The organism is Enterococcus sp. AZ163 (genome assembly GCF_050498925.1).
GTDB classification, from domain to species: Bacteria; Bacillota; Bacilli; order Lactobacillales; family Enterococcaceae; genus Enterococcus_A; species Enterococcus_A ferrettii.
On the sequence record NZ_JBIPAO010000001.1, the window covers coordinates 2480001 to 2497383 of the forward strand.

At 38.2% G+C, this 17383-nt stretch carries 15 protein-coding genes and 1 tRNA gene; 10 read left to right on the forward strand and 6 right to left on the reverse strand.

Annotated features, from left to right (window positions below):
- The first annotated feature begins 68 nt into the window (after positions 1-68).
- Positions 69-152, forward strand: a tRNA-Leu gene (locus IGI46_RS11850).
- A 403-nt stretch (positions 153-555) separates the two neighbouring features.
- Here IGI46_RS11850 and IGI46_RS11855 read toward each other — a convergent pair.
- Complete coding sequence (locus tag IGI46_RS11855) at positions 556-1389, reverse strand: MerR family transcriptional regulator (protein WP_429963324.1); 834 nt, start codon at positions 1387-1389, stop codon at positions 556-558.
- Between the two features lie 75 nt (positions 1390-1464).
- On the opposite strand from IGI46_RS11855, the gene IGI46_RS11860 reads away from it, so the two are divergent.
- From IGI46_RS11860 to ilvA, 7 genes are all read left to right on the forward strand, one after another.
- Positions 1465-3207 carry an ABC transporter ATP-binding protein gene (locus IGI46_RS11860; RefSeq protein ID WP_429973503.1) on the forward strand — a complete coding sequence of 581 codons (1743 nt, stop codon included), beginning with the start codon at positions 1465-1467 and terminating at the stop codon, positions 3205-3207.
- Positions 3188-4993: an ABC transporter ATP-binding protein gene (locus IGI46_RS11865; protein WP_429973504.1), complete on the forward strand. Its 1806-nt coding sequence runs from the start codon at positions 3188-3190 to the stop codon at positions 4991-4993. Before IGI46_RS11860 ends, IGI46_RS11865 begins: the two co-directional genes overlap by 20 nt.
- Positions 4994-5398: 405 nt before the next feature.
- The gene (ilvD, locus tag IGI46_RS11870; protein WP_207701647.1) at positions 5399-7081 is read left to right on the forward strand and encodes a dihydroxy-acid dehydratase; all 1683 of its coding nucleotides are present in this window, start codon (positions 5399-5401) and stop codon (positions 7079-7081) included.
- An 11-nt stretch (positions 7082-7092) separates the two neighbouring features.
- A complete protein-coding gene (gene ilvB, locus IGI46_RS11875; RefSeq protein WP_429963327.1) occupies positions 7093-8802 on the forward strand; it encodes a biosynthetic-type acetolactate synthase large subunit in 1710 nt (569 codons plus the stop codon).
- A 1-nt stretch (position 8803) separates the two neighbouring features.
- Positions 8804-9280, forward strand: a complete 477-nt coding sequence (gene ilvN, locus IGI46_RS11880; RefSeq protein WP_034694235.1) for an acetolactate synthase small subunit — start codon at positions 8804-8806, stop codon at positions 9278-9280.
- Between the two features lie 51 nt (positions 9281-9331).
- Positions 9332-10327: a ketol-acid reductoisomerase gene (gene ilvC / locus IGI46_RS11885; RefSeq protein ID WP_429973505.1), complete on the forward strand. Its 996-nt coding sequence runs from the start codon at positions 9332-9334 to the stop codon at positions 10325-10327.
- Positions 10328-10347: 20 nt separating this feature from the next.
- A complete protein-coding gene (ilvA, locus tag IGI46_RS11890; protein ID WP_207701644.1) occupies positions 10348-11604 on the forward strand; it encodes a threonine ammonia-lyase IlvA in 1257 nt (418 codons plus the stop codon).
- A gap of 48 nt (positions 11605-11652) precedes the next feature.
- Here ilvA and IGI46_RS11895 read toward each other — a convergent pair whose 3' ends face one another.
- Genes IGI46_RS11895 through IGI46_RS11910 form a run of 4 tightly spaced genes read right to left on the reverse strand, consistent with a single transcriptional unit; the run spans position 11653 to position 14068 of the window.
- Positions 11653-12411, reverse strand: a complete 759-nt coding sequence (locus IGI46_RS11895) for an ABC transporter permease (RefSeq protein ID WP_429963328.1) — start codon at positions 12409-12411, stop codon at positions 11653-11655.
- Positions 12392-13045: an ABC transporter ATP-binding protein gene (locus tag IGI46_RS11900; RefSeq protein WP_429973971.1), complete on the reverse strand. Its 654-nt coding sequence runs from the start codon at positions 13043-13045 to the stop codon at positions 12392-12394. Before IGI46_RS11900 ends, IGI46_RS11895 begins: the two co-directional genes overlap by 20 nt.
- An 18-nt stretch (positions 13046-13063) precedes the next feature.
- Complete coding sequence (locus IGI46_RS11905) at positions 13064-13324, reverse strand: hypothetical protein (RefSeq protein ID WP_207701641.1); 261 nt, start codon at positions 13322-13324, stop codon at positions 13064-13066.
- A gap of 33 nt (positions 13325-13357) precedes the next feature.
- Positions 13358-14068: a DNA alkylation repair protein gene (locus IGI46_RS11910; protein WP_429963330.1), complete on the reverse strand. Its 711-nt coding sequence runs from the start codon at positions 14066-14068 to the stop codon at positions 13358-13360.
- A 222-nt stretch (positions 14069-14290) separates the two neighbouring features.
- Between IGI46_RS11910 and tuf the strand changes: the two genes are divergently transcribed.
- On the forward strand, positions 14291-15478 hold the full coding sequence (gene tuf, locus IGI46_RS11915) for an elongation factor Tu (RefSeq protein WP_207701639.1): 1188 nt from the start codon (positions 14291-14293) through the stop codon (positions 15476-15478).
- 87 nt (positions 15479-15565) lie between these two features.
- Positions 15566-16603, forward strand: coding sequence for an iron-containing alcohol dehydrogenase (locus IGI46_RS11920; protein WP_429973506.1), 1038 nt, complete (start codon positions 15566-15568; stop codon positions 16601-16603).
- A 42-nt stretch (positions 16604-16645) separates the two neighbouring features.
- Here the strand turns inward: IGI46_RS11920 and IGI46_RS11925 are convergent, their stop codons facing one another.
- The gene (locus IGI46_RS11925; RefSeq protein ID WP_429963332.1) at positions 16646-17383 is read right to left on the reverse strand and encodes an amino acid ABC transporter ATP-binding protein; all 738 of its coding nucleotides are present in this window, start codon (positions 17381-17383) and stop codon (positions 16646-16648) included.

A 17383-nucleotide genomic window follows, 5' to 3' on the forward strand; every position in this document is an offset into this window, starting at 1 on the left:
ACTATTTTCTTGAGATTAAGAGCATAAAATAGTATAATAACTAGTACTTAGCACTCATTTATTAACATGCCGGCGTGGCGGAATTGGCAGACGCGCTGGACTCAAAATCCAGTGCCCTCACGGGCGTGCCGGTTCGACCCCGGCCGCCGGTATTAAGACTTATCAGCAGTTTGATTGCTGATAGGTCTTTTTATTTTTCAGCCTATTTTTTTGTGATACTTTATGGAAAATTAATGTTAGATATTTAGATATGTTCCAAGTTTCTATGTGAAAAATCCTCTAGTTATGCCATCAAAACCAAGATCAGTTTATGCTTCATTTGATCGTAGTAGATGGTACTCTTTTACAAACAAAGCTAAAATCTTTGAACTATCATCATCTAAATGTTTTCTCATAATTAGAAGTATTAAACTATGCTATGGTTCAGTTAATTTGGATTTATAAGCACAGCTAACTATCCTCTATTTTTTTTCAAAAAATATTTAAATGTACAAATTTCTGCCAAAGTAACTGTTTCTTCTAAAGTCGCATGTCACAGTATGTTTTTTCGGGAGCTCATGCCATTTCCTTAACGGGAATTAGTACTTCAAAAATTTGATCTTCGGGGTGTTCCGAGGTAGCTTCATCTTGCCAAAGCAGTTCCCAAATATCACCATCAAGCACTAAGTTATTTTTCTTTAAGTAATTTCTAAAATGGTTGTTGAAAATATTAATATGATGAATTTCATCTTTCATAAATCCAGATACATAATAACCAGCCGGACGTGTTACGATCTTCTGAGACTTATAAAGCGGTAAACGTTCATCAGAGATTTTTACTAAAGCGCGGTATGGAGCTACATGGAAATTTTCTTCATAAAAGGCTGCACCATCCACCAAAAAGCCAATTGGATATCCACTGAATAAGTCTTTACTGTCAACAGAAGAATAAAAACGGCCATAAATTTCAACAGAGTCTATACCATCAATACTGTCTATGACATCCGAAATAACAAAAGACTCGGCCTCACGATAACTGTAGGTAATAGATTCTAGATCAAAATTTTTTAAAGTTTCATAACGTTTAATATAGCTGTCTAAAGAAGTACGGATATCTTTGAGAATGACAATCTGTTTATCCACCTTCGATCGTTGACGATAGAATTCTTGAACAGCGTAATCAACATTACGATTATTCAAGAAAGTATGAATTTCTTCTAAAGGCATTCCTATATTTTTAAGAAGTAAGATGACATCTAATTCGAAATATTGATCAATACCGTAATAACGATACCCGTTAACTCCAACTTTTATGGGTTTAAATAGATCGATCTGATCGTAATAAATTAGCGTTCGTCGACTAATGCCTGCATATTTTGCCATTTCACTGACCGAGAGATATTTTTTCATGAGAAACTCCTCTTTTTTCTTGACTGTAACGTTACGTTACAGTTTATTCTATCATTTGAGAAGGAGGAATAGAAGATGAAATTATTTAAAATTTTTTTCAAGGATTATCGAAAGATGTTTTTGGTAACCTTCATCTTAATGATCTTACAAGCTGTGGGAACATTAATGATTCCCTACTATGTTGCTGAAATTATTGATAAAGGTATACTAACTAAGGATCAAGGAGCTATTTGGCGTAATGGAGGCTTAATGTTGGGAGTAGCTGTACTTACTGGAATTGTTTCTATTATTGCTAGTTATTATTCAGCCATTTTAGCCGGACGCTTCGGCTATTTTTTGCGTAAACGCTTAGTTGAGAAGACGCAGTATTTGTCACTGGCAGAAATGGAAGAATTTGGTACTCCAACATTATTAGCTAGGACGACTAGTGATATCACTAATATCCAACAGATTTTGATGATGGTGTTCCAAATGATTATCCCTGCTCCATTGATATGTATTGCATCCATTATGCTGACAGGAGCAATTTCTTGGCGCTTTGTTTGGATACCTACACTATCAATCATTCTATTTTCAATTATTTCTTTAGCTGTTATTAAAAAAGCGATCCCTTTAGCTGATGTTATGCAGCAAAGAATGGATAAGATGATGCAAGTACTACGAGAATTTTATACAGGTGTCCGTGTTATTAGGGCCTTTGATAAAACCAAATTTGAGAAGGAACGCACAGATCAAACATTTGGTACTTATGCTGACGTAATGATTCGTGTAAATAAGTTGTTTGCTATATTAAATCCAACTGTCAATTTGGTGATGGGGCTTGGAATGACGTCTGTTTTGGCTTTCGGTGGAGTTTTAGTTCTACAGGGCAACGTTCCAATCGGGAGTTTAACAGCAATTAGCGAGTATACGATTTTGAGTTTATGGTTCTTAACCATGGCAGCAATGGTCATCGTGATGATTCCTAAAGCTTTAGCATCCTTAGAACGTATCGGAGAGGTAGTGGAAAAAGAAGAAGAAATCAGTGATGGATATAAAGATGACTTTCAATCCCGAGAAAAAGGGCCTGTTGCTGTATTTAATCAGGTGGATTTTGCTTATAGCGGAGCAGAGGAAGCTGTTTTATCTGATATTACCTTTGATATACCGGTAGGAACTACTGCAATCGTCGGAGGAACTGGCTCAGGGAAAAGTACAATCGCCAAGGCGTTATTGCGTTTTAAAGACACTTCGAAAGGTGAAATTCATTTTTTAGGGGATTCGATTAAAAATGTTTCGCAGAATGCTTTAAGAGATCGCATTAGTTATGTTCCACAAAAGGCTTTCTTATTTAGTGGAACTGTTGAAGATAATTTTTTGTTCGGGAATCCAGAAGCAACTACCGAAGAGATCCAACAGGTTGCCAGAATTGCTCAGGCCGAAGAGTTTATTGAGGGACTAGATGGACAGTATCAGGCAACTGTTGCGCAAAAAGGTAATAATTTCTCAGGTGGGCAAAAGCAGCGCCTAAGTATTGCCAGAGCATTGATTAAGCCTGCGGATCTGTATTTCTTTGATGACAGTTTTTCAGCATTGGATTATCAAACAGATGCAAAATTACGACATGCATTGAAGACTTTTTTAAAAGATGCTGCTGTAGTAATTGTTGCACAACGTCTTTCTACTATTAAAGACGCCGATCAAATTATTGTTTTAGAAGAAGGAAAAATTGTAGGCAAGGGCACTCACGAAGAGTTGCTGACAACCTGCCGCGTTTACCAAGAGTTTGCCAAATCTCAAGGAATGGGGGAGGAAAAGTATGAGCATGAAGCAAGTTGATGAAACTGTAGATACAGAAGTGCCAAAAGATATGAAAAAAACTGGCCTTCGTTTGTTTAAACTACTAGCGATTCAAAAAGGACGTTTCTTGATTATCATTACTTCTGCAATTTGTTTTGCTGCTTTAATGGGAGTCACTCCTTTAATCTTGGGCTGGGGTTTAGACGCAATTATTGCGCTATTCCAAAATAATCAATTTTCATTAAATAGTTTAGTGGCGGCTTTAAGACAACCGGTTCTTTTCCTTTTCCTGACTTGGATAGGTGTAGCACTGTTTTCATTATTGCAGGAATATACAATGGCTAGTGTTGCTGAGACATTGACTCTAAGGTTAAGAAGAACACTAACTGAAAAATTGAACCGATTACCAATGAACTTTTTTGACCAATACAAGACTGGTGATATCTTAACTAGAGCTACTTTAGATTTAGACAAAGTTTCTGAAGTCTTACAAGTTGGTTTAATGCAACTGATTTCGGCAGTTCTTTCGATCTTAATTGGTTTATGTTTGATGATTTATTTGAGTCCGTTGCTGACTATTGATATTGTCGTGATTCTCCTAATTAGTTTATTTCTGACTAATTATTTGGCTAATAAGAATCAAGAATACTTTTCGCAAAACCAAGTTGCTTTAGGAGCTGTAGGAACTAAGGCTGAAGAAGATTATTCAGGTAATTTAGTAATTAAGGCCTATAATCGTCAAAAAAAAACGATGAAAGAATTAGACGAATTAAACGAAGCGCAATTCCAAGCCTTTAAAAAGGCTCAGTTTGTCAGCTTCGCTATTAATCCGTTGATCCGATTAGTCAATCAACTAGGCTTTGTTACGAGCGCTGTTGTCGGTGGGATTATGGTGATTAATGGTCAGATGTCAATTGGTTTAGTTCAAGCGTATTTACAATATGTTAATCAAGTCTCTGAGCCTATTACGCAAGTCTCATATGTGATCAATAGTTTGCAAAGTGCTTTTGCAGCGCTAGAACGAATTTTCGAGATTTTGGATCAGAAAGAAGAAAGCGAAGAACCATTGTCTTTATCTGTACCAGAAAAAGTTATTGGGGAGGTTACATTTAAGCACGTAGCTTTTGGCTATCAGCCAGAGCATTTGTTGATGGAAGATGTTAATTTTAGAGTTAAACCTAAGCAAATGGTAGCAATCGTTGGACCAACCGGGGCTGGAAAAACTACGATGATCAATTTATTAATGCGTTTTTACGATTTAAATCGTGGGAAGATTGAAATTGATGGCAAGAATGTTAATCACTTTTCACGTGCAGCTATTCGTCGCAAGTTTGGTATGGTGCTGCAGGATACTTGGATGTTTGAAGGAACAGTAGCAGAAAATATTGCTTATGGTAATCCAGAAGCTACTCGTCAAGAGGTAATTCAGGCAGCGAGAGCCGCACAATGTCACCATTTTATTCGTACATTGCCAAATGGTTACGACACAATTATTTCTTCTGAGGATGGGCAAATCTCTCAAGGACAACAACAGTTGCTGACGATTGCTCGTGCTATCTTAGCTGATCCGCAAATCTTAATTCTCGATGAAGCAACTTCAAGTGTGGACACCAGAACAGAAGAAATGATTCAACAAGCAATGGGTCGGTTGACTAGTGAGCGGACAAGCTTTGTAATTGCTCATCGTTTATCAACGATTAAAAATGCTGATTTGATTCTAGTCATGAAGAATGGATCAATTATTGAGCAAGGTAGTCATGATAGCTTGATGGAAAAAGATGATTTTTATGCGAATCTTTACAATAGCCAATTCGCTCAATCGTAAGACAAAAGCTCGACAGTTGTTGGGCTTTTTCTTATGCCAAAATCTCAAAGAAAGATTTGTCAAAAAGCTTCTTTTCGTTTACGAAATGAAAAAAATCATCCCGTTTTACGCAAGTGTAAAAAATATTCTGAAAACTCATTGACTTTTAATTTTGTTAGCGGTATAGTTAATGAAATTAATGAGAAAATCATTAGATAAACTTAATGATAAGGAGCCGTTTTTTATGCGCAAATACACTCAAATGAATCAAATCGTCTTATTAATTATTGAGTACAGGACTTAGAACGCCGGAGGAATGTTTATCCGAATGTTTGAGTCCTATTTGCGTTAAGGAATGGGATTCTTGCAAAAGCATCCCACTTTATTGTTGGGATGCTTTTTTAAATTGAATGGGAGATGAAACATATGAGAAGTGATCAAATAAAAAAAGGAATTGATGCAGCACCGGCCCGTAGTTTACTTTATGCTACTGGACAAGTCAAGAATATTGAAGATATGAATAAACCATTTATAGCAATATGTAATTCCTATATTGATATTGTGCCCGGTCATGTGCACCTGAGAGAACTGGCTGATGTCGCTAAAGAAGCGATTCGTGAAGCGGGTGGCATTCCGTTTGAGTTTAATACAATTGGTGTAGATGATGGTATAGCGATGGGACACATTGGTATGCGCTATTCTTTACCAAGTCGGGAGCTGATTGCCGATTCTGCTGAAACAGTAATCAATGCTCATTGGTTTGACGGTGTCTTCTACATTCCTAACTGTGACAAGATTACACCAGGAATGATAATGGCTGCTATGCGTACCAACGTTCCTGCAATTTTCTGTTCCGGAGGTCCTATGAAAGCAGGAATCGATCCAACTGGTCACCAAACGACATTGTCTTCCATGTTTGAAGCCGTAGGTGCCTTTAAGGAAGGTCAAATGTCAGAAGCAGATTTTACTTTCATGGAACAAAATGCTTGTCCTACTTGCGGTTCATGTGCCGGAATGTTTACTGCTAACTCGATGAATTGCCTGCTTGAGATGTTAGGCTTGGCCCTTCCTGGTAACGGAACTATCTTAGCAGTATCTGATGAAAGACGGGAATTAGTGAAAAAATCAGCAGTTCAATTGATGGAATTGGTTAAAAAGCAAATTAAACCACGAGATATTGTGACGAAAGAAGCAATTGATGATGCTTTTGCATTAGACATGGCAATGGGAGGTTCAACCAATACAGTATTGCATACATTGGCAATTGCTAACGAAGCTGAGATTGACTATAACCAAGAAGATATTAACGAGATAGCTAAAAGAGTTCCTTATTTATCTAAAATTGCACCATCTTCAGCATATTCTATGCATGATGTACATGAAGCAGGAGGTGTTCCAGCAATTATCAACGAGTTAGTTTCAATTGACGGAGCAATCCATCCAGATCGTATAACAGTCACAGGAGAAACATTAAGAGAAAGTGTTAAAGATTGGACGATCAAAAATGAAGAAGTTATTCATCCTAAGGAAAATCCTTATAGTCCAGTAGGCGGTTTGTCCATTCTGTACGGTAATATTGCTCCTGAAGGAAGTGTTATTAAAGTCGGTGGTGTTGATCCAAGCATCAAGGTCTTTGAAGGAAAAGCAATTTGTTTCAGTTCTCATGATGAAGCAGTTGAAGCAATTGATAACCACACTGTTGGTAAAGGCCATGTAGTAGTAATTCGTTATGAAGGACCAAAAGGTGGCCCAGGAATGCCGGAAATGCTGGCACCAACCTCAAGTATTGTTGGACGAGGTTTAGGAAAAGATGTTGCTTTAATCACGGATGGGCGTTTCTCAGGAGCTACTCGAGGAATTGCGGTAGGACATGTATCACCAGAAGCAGCAGCAGGTGGACCTTTAGCCTTCGTACAAGATGGGGATACGATTACTATTGATCTCACTAATCGTACATTAAATGCAGATATTTCTGAAGAGGAAATGATGAAACGCAAGGATCAATTGCCTAAGTTCAAATCAAAAGTGAAAAAAGGATGGTTGGCACGTTATTCAGCACTTGTTACTTCGGCTCATACCGGTGGAGTTATGAAATTACCAGAAGAATAGGAGGAATCGTTATGGAAAAAGTAGAGACTCAAACACAGCAACGGCAAAAGATGTCAGGGGCTCACTTGCTCTTAGATTGTTTGCATAAGCAAGGCGTAGAAATTATTTTTGGCTACCCTGGAGGATCCGTATTGCCTCTATACGATGCTCTTTATGATGAAACAACGATTCCCAATATCTTGACTCGTCATGAACAAGGCGCGGTCCATGCGGCTGAAGGATATGCCAAAGCGACAGGAAAGCCAGGTGTCGTAATTGTAACTAGTGGTCCAGGAGCTACGAATGCAGTAACTGGAATTGCTGATGCCATGGGAGATTCAGTTCCTCTCGTAGTTATTACTGGACAGGTAACAACCCCTGGGATTGGAAAAGATGCTTTTCAGGAAGCGGATGTTTTAGGAATTACTTTACCAATTACTAAGAACAACTACCAGGTTCGTGATATTGAAGAATTGCCCAAAATTGTTCATGAGGCATTCCATATAGCTACCACTGGCAGAAAAGGTCCAGTTGTTATTGATTTGCCGAAGGATATGACGGTTCTAGAGGCCTATGCAGAATGTGACAATGTTGTCCATTTAGAAAGTTACCAGCCCAATACGGTTCCTTCAAAAATTCAAATTGATCGATTGATGAAGCAGCTTTCAAAGGCTAAAAAGCCGATTGTATTAATAGGTGGAGGAGTCGCCGCGGCGGAAGGCAGTGAAGAACTCCGTAAGCTAATTGATTATTACCAAGTACCAGTAGTTTCCAGTTTGTTAGGGCTGGGTGTGTTTCCTAATAGCCATGAACTATTTTTGGGAATGGGTGGTATGCATGGTACGTACGCTGCAAATATGGCCATGATGGAATCAGACTTTCTACTGAGCATTGGTTGTCGTTTTGATGATCGGTTGGCATGTAACCCCGAAGCTTTTGCAAAAGAGGCAGTGATTGCACACATTGATATTGATCCAGTAGAAATTGGAAAAATCATGCCTACCGATATTCCAATTGTAGCGGATGCAAAAATTGCGTTGCAGCAAATGCTGGAAAAGAAGGTAGATAAACCTGACTGCAGTGAGTGGTTGGAACTTTGCCATGAGCGGAAAGAACAATATCCGTTGCACTATAAGGATAGCTCTGAGGTCATCAAACCACAAAAAGTAATTGAAATTGTAGCTGATATTACTGAAGGGGATGCTTATGTAGTTACAGATGTAGGACAGCATCAAATGTGGGTTGCGCAATTTTATCCATTCAGTTTTCCTAACCAGTTAATTACTAGTGGCGGATTAGGAACTATGGGTTACGGTATACCGGCTGGAATTGGTGCGAAGTTTGGTGAAAGGGATCGTTCAGTAGTTGTATTTGTTGGAGATGGCGGATTCCAAATGACGAATCAAGAATTAGCGATTTTAAATATTTACGACTTAGATATCAAATTTGTTTTGATGAACAATCACTCGTTAGGAATGGTTCGCCAGTGGCAAGAAAAATTCTTCAATGAACGACGATCTCAATCGGTTCTGGATGTACAGCCTGACTTCATGAAAATGGCGGAAGCATATGGAATTAACGGGGTTAAGATCACTGATCCGTTAACTTTGGATAAGCAGTTGCGAGATGCATTTGCTACAAAAGGTTCACTGCTGATTGAAGTAGTGGTTGATAATCGCGAGCATGTCCTTCCTATGATTCCTGCCGGACAACCAAACGATAAAATGTTGGGGGTGGAATAGAATGCGAAGAATGATTACAGCAAAAGTTCACAACCAATCAGGAACACTAAGTCGAATTACGAGTATTTTAAATCGTCGACAAGTAAATATTGAAAATATTTCAGTTGGTACAACCGAAGTAGAGGGAATTTCGCGTCTAACTATGATTATTCAGGCGGATACACTTGCTGAAGTAGAGCAAGTAACGAAACAGCTTAACAAACAAATTGCGGTAATCAAAGTTTCAGATATTACTGATGAACCGCATTTAGAACGAGAGTTGGCTTTGGTTAAAGTTAATGCGCCAGCCCCGATTCGTTCTGAAATTCAAGCAATGATTGATCCGTTTCGTGCTGATATTGTCGATGTTTCGCTAAAATCTATAGTAGTCCAGGTTGCTGGATCGACCGATAAAGTGAATGCATGTATTGATGTTTTAAAGCCATATGGAATTAAACAAATGGCTCGTACCGGAGTTACCGGATTTACCAGAGGTTAATCGCAAATTTTGCTTTTAATAGATAGTTGAAAAACGGAGGAGAATAAATTTATGGTTAAAGTTTATCATGATGATGCAGTAGCAAAAGACGTATTAGAAGGAAAAACAATTACAATTATTGGTTATGGTTCTCAAGGCCATGCCCATGCTCAAAATTTACGTGATACAGGTCATGAAGTAATTATTGGAGCTCGCGAAGGGAAATCAGCCGATGCAGCCCGGGAAGATGGTTTTGAAGTATTACCAGTGAGTGAAGCAACCAAAAAAGCTGAAGTAGTAATGATTTTGGCACCGGATGAAATTCAAGGTTCTTTATATGAAAATGAAATAAAACCTAACTTAGAAGCTGGTAATGCTTTAGCGTTTGCTCATGGATTTAACATTCATTTTGATGTTATCAAACCACCAAAGGATGTTGACGTATTCTTGGTAGCTCCAAAAGGACCCGGTCACTTGGTTCGTCGTACCTTCACTGAAGGATTTGCTGTGCCAGCTTTATTCGCTGTTTATCAAGACGCAACAGGAGCTGCTCAAGAAGTTGCATTATCTTACGCAAAAGGTATTGGTGCGACAAGAGTGGGTGTTTTGGAAACGACCTTTAAAGAAGAAACTGAAACTGATTTGTTTGGTGAACAAGCAGTATTATGTGGCGGCTTAACAAGCATGATCGAAGCGGGCTTTGAAACGTTAGTTGAAGCAGGGTACCAACCAGAATTGGCTTACTTTGAGGTTTGTCATGAAATGAAATTAATCATTGACTTGATTTATGAAGGTGGATTCGCGAAAATGCGTGATTCTATCTCTAACACTGCTGAGTATGGTGACTATGTATCAGGACCTCGTGTAATCACTGAACAAGCAAAAGCAAATATGAAAGAAGTTCTGACAGATATCCAAAATGGTAACTTTGCGAACGGATTTATTGAAGACAACAAAAAAGGCTTCCCTGAATTCAAGAAAATGCGTGAAGAAAATGCTGGACACCAAATTGAAAAAGTTGGTGCTGAATTACGTAAAATGATGCCATTTGTTTCTCGTAAAGACTAATTAGACAAGGAGTGTGGAAGATGGAAATCGTCAAAGATAGTGATGTGCGAACTGCCTATCAGCTGTTGAAAAACGCAGTCACACATACCCCGCTCCAATATGATCGTTATCTATCAGAAAAGTATCAGGCCAATGTTCTGTTTAAACGAGAAGACCTGCAAAAGGTGCGCTCGTTTAAACTAAGGGGTGCTTACTATGCAATTAAAAAGTTATCAACAGCTCAATTGCAAAAAGGGGTTGTTTGTGCCAGTGCGGGAAATCATGCGCAGGGTGTTGCATATACCTGTCATGAGTTAAATACTCAAGCAGCGATTTTTATGCCTAGCACAACTCCTCAGCAAAAAGTGTCTCAAGTTCAATTTTTTGGTGGAGATAACGCCAAAATTTTTTTAGTAGGGGATACGTTTGATGCATCTGCAACAGCAGCAAAGAAGTATTGCGAAGAAAATGGAATGACATTTATTGATCCTTTTAATGATCCTAATATCATTGCTGGTCAGGGAACCTTGGCTTTGGAAATGATGACTGATGCTGAACGAGAGGGATTCAAGCCAGATTATATCTTAGCAGCTATTGGAGGCGGGGGATTGATTAGTGGAGTTTCTTCCTATGTAAAAAACACTTCGCCGACAACTAAAGTAATTGGTGTTGAACCGGCAGGGGCTCCTTCAATGCAAGCGGCTTTTGATAATGAAGGACCGATTGAACTAGACGAAATCGATAAATTTGTTGATGGCGCTGCAGTTAAAAGGGTCGGAGAGATTACCTATGTCCATGCTAACAAATACGTTGACAATTTAGTAACAGTAGATGAAGGTTTAGTATGTTCAACAATTCTAGAAATGTATGGCAAACAAGCGATTGTTGCTGAACCGGCAGGTGCTTTGAGTGTAGCAGCTTTGGAGCCGTTGAAGGATGAGATCAAAGGGAAAACGGTCATATGCATCATCAGCGGCGGGAATAATGATATTAATCGTATGGCAGAAATTGAAGAACGTTCATTAATGTATGAAGGCTTAAAACATTATTTTGTAGTAAGCTTCCCACAACGTCCAGGGGCATTGAAGGAATTTGTTACCGAGGTTCTGGGACCAGATGACGATATTACTAGATTTGAATATACGAAGAAAATTAATCGAGGTGCTGGACCAGTTATCTTAGGGATTTTACTTAAACGTAAAGAGGATTTGCCTGCTCTGCTAAAAAATATTAAACAATTTGATCCTAACTACATTGATTTAAGTGAGAATCAAACATTATATGGATTATTAGTCTAAAAAAAGGTTTACGATCGGTAAAAGGATCGTAAACCTTTTTTTCTAAACCTAATCAACTAATTGATGCATTTCGTTAAAATAATTTTTATAAGCACTATAGCCCCCAATAATTGAACCTAAACTAGTAGCAGACAGAAGCATGAAAGTAACCATGATCTGATATTTGATGGCATGGACAGGATCTAAACCTGCAAAAATCAACCCGGACATCATACCCGGCAAACTTACTAAGCCTACTGTTTTAGCAGAATCGATGGTAGGCTGCATTGCCGTTTTGATGCTGTGTTGTAGAATTGGCTGAGCGGCTAGTTTTACGGAGGCCCCTAAAGCTAGTTTTTCCAAAACTTGCTGCCGCTGATCATGAAACTGTGTATTCAGGTTGCGATAGCACAAGCCGATCGCAACCATCGAGTTGCTGGCAATCATCCCAGTAATAGGAACAATTTGTGAAGGGATAAATTGTATAGCTCCCGACAGAATCAATACGCCCAAAGTCACATAAGTGCTAATTAGAATGGCTAACAAAGAATGTATATATTTCTTATGCCGACTAGGATTACGTTTGTGGGCATTCCAAGCAGCGTTAAATACAATAAATAAACTCATAGCAGTCGTTAAAAAATTATTATCTGCCTGGAAAATGTACTTCAATACATAACCCACAATGACTAATTGGATAACCGCTCGAAAGATACTATAGAAAATATCCTTTGACAAATCTAATTTTTCTTTTTGGCTTATTGCTATAGCGATAAGCACTAACCCGAAAGAAAGAACTAGTGATAAATTATTGACGGACAGGTTCATCTGTTAATTGTCCTCCTTTGATCCACATAATTGTATCAGCCGCCTGTATTTCAGCCTCATCATGAGTAACTTGCAAAATAGTTACCTTATTTTGATGAATCTGTGCAATCAGCTGCTGAATAATTGTTTTATTTCTTTCATCCAGACCTGCTGTAACCTCATCTAATAATAAAATTCGTGGTAAGAACAAAATATTGCGAATTAAAGCAACACGTTGCCGCTCACCACCAGAAAGTTGGGTAATCGGTTTATCAAGATAAGATTTAGGTAAATCTACCATTTGGAGGTGTTCGAGCATAGACTCTTCATTCACTATTTTCCCTCGTATTTGGTATGGAAAAATTAGATTATCGCGGACACTGTCACCGAAAAGGGTAGGTTGTTGAAAACAATAAGAAACGTGTCTTCGATATTCAGTGTAAGGATAATCAGATTGATTTCTTCCAGAAAAAATGATTTCACCAGAGGTTGGTGTAGCCAATGAGGCAATTAAGCGGAGAAGTGTACTTTTTCCACCACCAGAAGGACCTGATATAGTTAAGAAGTCGTTGGCTTCAACCAGCATACTGATGTGATTAATAATTAGTTGTTGATCGGGTTGATAACTAATATTTTTTATTTCTAACAAAGGCATCAAAAAAATCCTTTCTACTTATACTGGAATAATGACAAATAATTCAGGGTGCTTCTCAATTATCAGATGCTTAACTTGATAGGCAGGATAAGTGATAAAATGACTATCTGCCTGATAGCGATCAAAAAAATATTTTTTGATTTGTTCTTCTGACCATTGTCTTGCAGGAAAATGCCAGAATTTTTCTTTCTCTATATCTAGGATAAATACAAAGTTTGAACTCCAAGCATTTTTAATCTCTGATGGAACCATCGCCAGTTGTTCTTCAAAAGATTTCATTTAGTTTCCTCCTGTTAAGTGCATTTTCGATTATCAAAGAGTTTGCTTTCCCATTTTTGATTTATTGGATATTAAGCGGGCCCGACCTTCGACCTGAACTAAAGTGGTTAGCTCTTTCAAAGCATCAGTAGCAATCCACTGCTTTGATTTGGAAGTTTCTTGTTGCAATTCCATTGCCGATTGAATACAGAGTTCTCTACTTTCCAAACTGATTTTGCCTAACTCCCTTAAGGCCCAGGAAGCAGCCTTTTTAACTAAAAGGCGCTCATCGTCTGTATAAACTTTAATTAGATTCAGATAGTCGTCAATTTCGTCTAGGGACAACTTAGCATGGGTGGAAGTACTGGCAATTAAAGTAAAAGCTGCTCGTTTCTTATAAAGTTCCTCTGAATTAATCCAGTCACGAATGTATTCTTCAAAGTTTATCCTAATAAGGATTGTTTTGCAGATAAGATCACAAAGATCCCAAGAATACACATCGTCTATTAAAGCAGTAATATCTTTTTTTGTACACTCCCGTGGTTTTAACGATAAGACGGTTAGAATCTTACATTCGTGATAACCAGTTCTCCACAGTTCAAAAAGGAAGCCTTTTTCCTTCGGTAGTTTTCTAGCAAATTTTCTTAGTTCTGAGGTAGGAACACCAATAGCATCTCTAGCAGGGATTCCTAATTTTATTATATTTTGTTTGTATTTGTCGGAAGCTTCATCTTGTAAGTATTGTAGAATTCTATCAATTGTCATAACACACCTCTTTTTATATTCTATTATCTCTCACTCTTGAATATTCGTCTATTTAAACTTTAAGACAAAATATTTTGAGTTTGACCAATTTTGATGTATTATATGTTCACGGTTACTTACAGTTAGTAAAAAAGTATAAATCTTTTCATTTTTTCACGAAAAGCTTTATAATTGAGCCGTGAGTTCATAAGAGCTCAATTCATCTAGGAGGTTTGTATTATTATGGGAAAAGAACATTATGATAGAAGTAAACCACACGTTAATATTGGTACCATTGGTCACGTCGATCATGGGAAAACAACATTAACGGCAGCAATTACAACGGTACTAGGCAAAAAAGGTCTTGCAAACCCTCAGGACTATGCAAGTATCGATGCTGCACCTGAAGAGCGTGAACGTGGAATTACTATCAATACTGCGCACGTTGAATATGAAACTGAAAAACGTCATTATGCTCACATTGACGCACCAGGACACGCGGACTATGTAAAAAATATGATTACCGGTGCTGCACAAATGGACGGAGCAATCTTAGTTGTATCGGCAACAGATGGTCCTATGCCTCAAACACGTGAACACATTTTGTTATCACGTCAAGTTGGTGTTAAATATCTGATTGTCTTCTTAAATAAAGTTGATTTAGTTGACGATGAAGAACTAATTGACTTAGTTGAAATGGAAGTTCGTGAATTGTTATCAGAATACGGTTTCCCAGGTGATGATATTCCTGTCTTGAAGGGTTCTGCATTGAAAGCCTTAGAAGGCGATACTGAACAAGAACAAGTAATCATGGATTTGATGGACACAGTTGATGAATATATTCCAACACCTGAACGTGATAATGACAAACCTTTGTTGTTGCCGGTTGAGGATGTGTTCTCAATTACTGGTCGTGGTACTGTTGCTTCTGGTCGTATCGATCGTGGTAAAGTAAATGTGGGTGATGAAATTGAAATCGTTGGGATTAAACCTGAAACTCAAAAAGCAGTAGTTACTGGATTAGAAATGTTCCGTAAAACATTGGATTATGGTGAAGCTGGAGACAATGTGGGGATTTTGTTGCGTGGGATTACTCGTGACCAAATTGAGCGTGGTCAAGTTATTGCTAAACCAAGCTCAATTACACCACATACCAAGTTCAAAGCTGAAGTGTATGTGTTGTCGAAAGAAGAAGGTGGTCGTCACACACCATTCTTTAATAACTATCGTCCACAATTCTACTTCCGTACAACAGATGTAACAGGAAACATTGTCTTGCCGGCTGACACTGAAATGGTAATGCCTGGAGACAACGTAACTATCGATGTTGACTTGATTCATCCAATTGCGGTAGAAAAAGGAACAACTTTCTCCATTCGTGAAGGCGGACGGACTGTTGGTTCAGGTATCGTAACAGAAATAGAAGGTTAATATAAAAAGTGTCCCTTAGGCGGCACTTTTTTTCTTTTCTTCCCTCAAAAACTAAGCTATGATTAAAATAAAAAGTGAGGATAAGTAATGGAAAAAGTTTTTGTTAGTCCCGGAATGTATTTGCAAGGGGAGAATATCTTAACGTCTCGTTTTGAAGAATTATTGCAATATGGCAAACGAGGCTTAATTGTAACGGATACTTTTGTTTATCAACTAATTGGAGAAGATATTATCTATCGTATGACAAAATCTGGTTGCGAGCTGACTGTTTGGCTAGTGGACACGGGAGACCAAATTAATTTACCTGAAAAAACTGACTTTGTGCTTTCAATAGGTGGAGGACGAGCTATTGACCTTGGAAAATCAATAGCTTTGCGAGAAAAGAAAGCGTATATCGTTCTACCAACATCTGCATCAACCGATGCGCCAGTTTCGCGTATTTCAGTAGCATATGATGAAAAAGGTTATTTTCAAGAATATCACTATTTTTCTAAAGGACCGGATCTTGTTTTCGTTGATACAGCAATTCTAGTCAATAGTTCAATTCACCTTTTAACTGCTGGAATCGCAGATGGGCTATCAACTTTTGTTGAGGCTCGAACTGTTTGGGAAAATCATGGACTTAATACATTAGGAGTTCGACCAACTATAGCGGCACAAGTTCTAGCAGAAAAGTGCAAAGACGTTTTATTAGCTAATGCAGTGGACGCTGTTGAGACAAATAAAGAGCAAAAAGTGACTCCGGAATTTGAGGCAGTGGTGGAAGCTAATACATTATTAAGCGGTATTGGTTTTGAATCAGGGGGACTAAGCATTGCTCATTCTTTGCACAATGCCTTGATGAGCAAGTTTGGAAAGAAGATAAAAGCCAGTCACGGACAAATAATTGCGGTAACTACACTGATTCATTTAAAGGTTGAAACCAGAAAAGAATTGAATGCGTATCAGCAACTATTTCAAAAACTTTCTTTGCCAATTACGATTAAAGAGTTAGGAATTCAATTAGATGATGCTGCAATTGGACAAATCGCAGAGTTGGCCTTTACTGCCAATGATGGGATTGTACGGAGTGGCAGTACAATAACCAAATCTGAACTAATTGAAGCAATCCAAGCATTTAAATAAAAAGCGAAGTTGCCTTTATTTGCAGGCAACTTCGCTTTTTTGTCAGATATTCAATACTTTATTTAAGAAGTCTTTTGTCCGCGGATTATGCGGGTTATTAAAGATTTGTTCTGGTGTGCCGTCTTCTAAGATTTTTCCACCATCAGTAAACATTACTCGATCTGCTACTTCCTTAGCAAAGCCCATTTCATGAGTAACGATGACCATCGTCATTCCCTGATGAGCTAAATCTTTCATAACCTTCAACACATCTCCAACCATTTCAGGGTCGAGAGCAGAGGTAGGTTCATCAAATAGCATAACATCCGGATTCATTGCTAAAGCTCGCGCAATTGCAACCCTCTGCTTTTGTCCGCCAGAAAGACTGTCCGGATAAACATCTTTTTTCTCAGCAAGTCCAACACGTTCTAATAATTCAATCGCCCGTTCAATCGCTTTTTCTTTTGCTTCACCCTTCAAATCTAGCGGAGCCAAAGTAATATTTTGCAATACAGTCAAATGAGGAAACAAGTTAAAGTGTTGAAATACCATACCTATATGCTGACGCACTAAGTTAATATCGGTATTTTTGTCAGTTAAATCCTGACCGTCAATGATAATTTGTCCTTCTGTCGGATCTTCCAGACGATTCATACAACGCAAAAAGGTTGATTTACCTGAACCTGAAGGGCCGATGATACAGACAACTTCACCTTCTTTTATGGTTACGTTAATATCATTCAATACAGTGTTGTCACCGAATTTTTTTACTAAATGATTAACAACAATTTTTTCACTCAT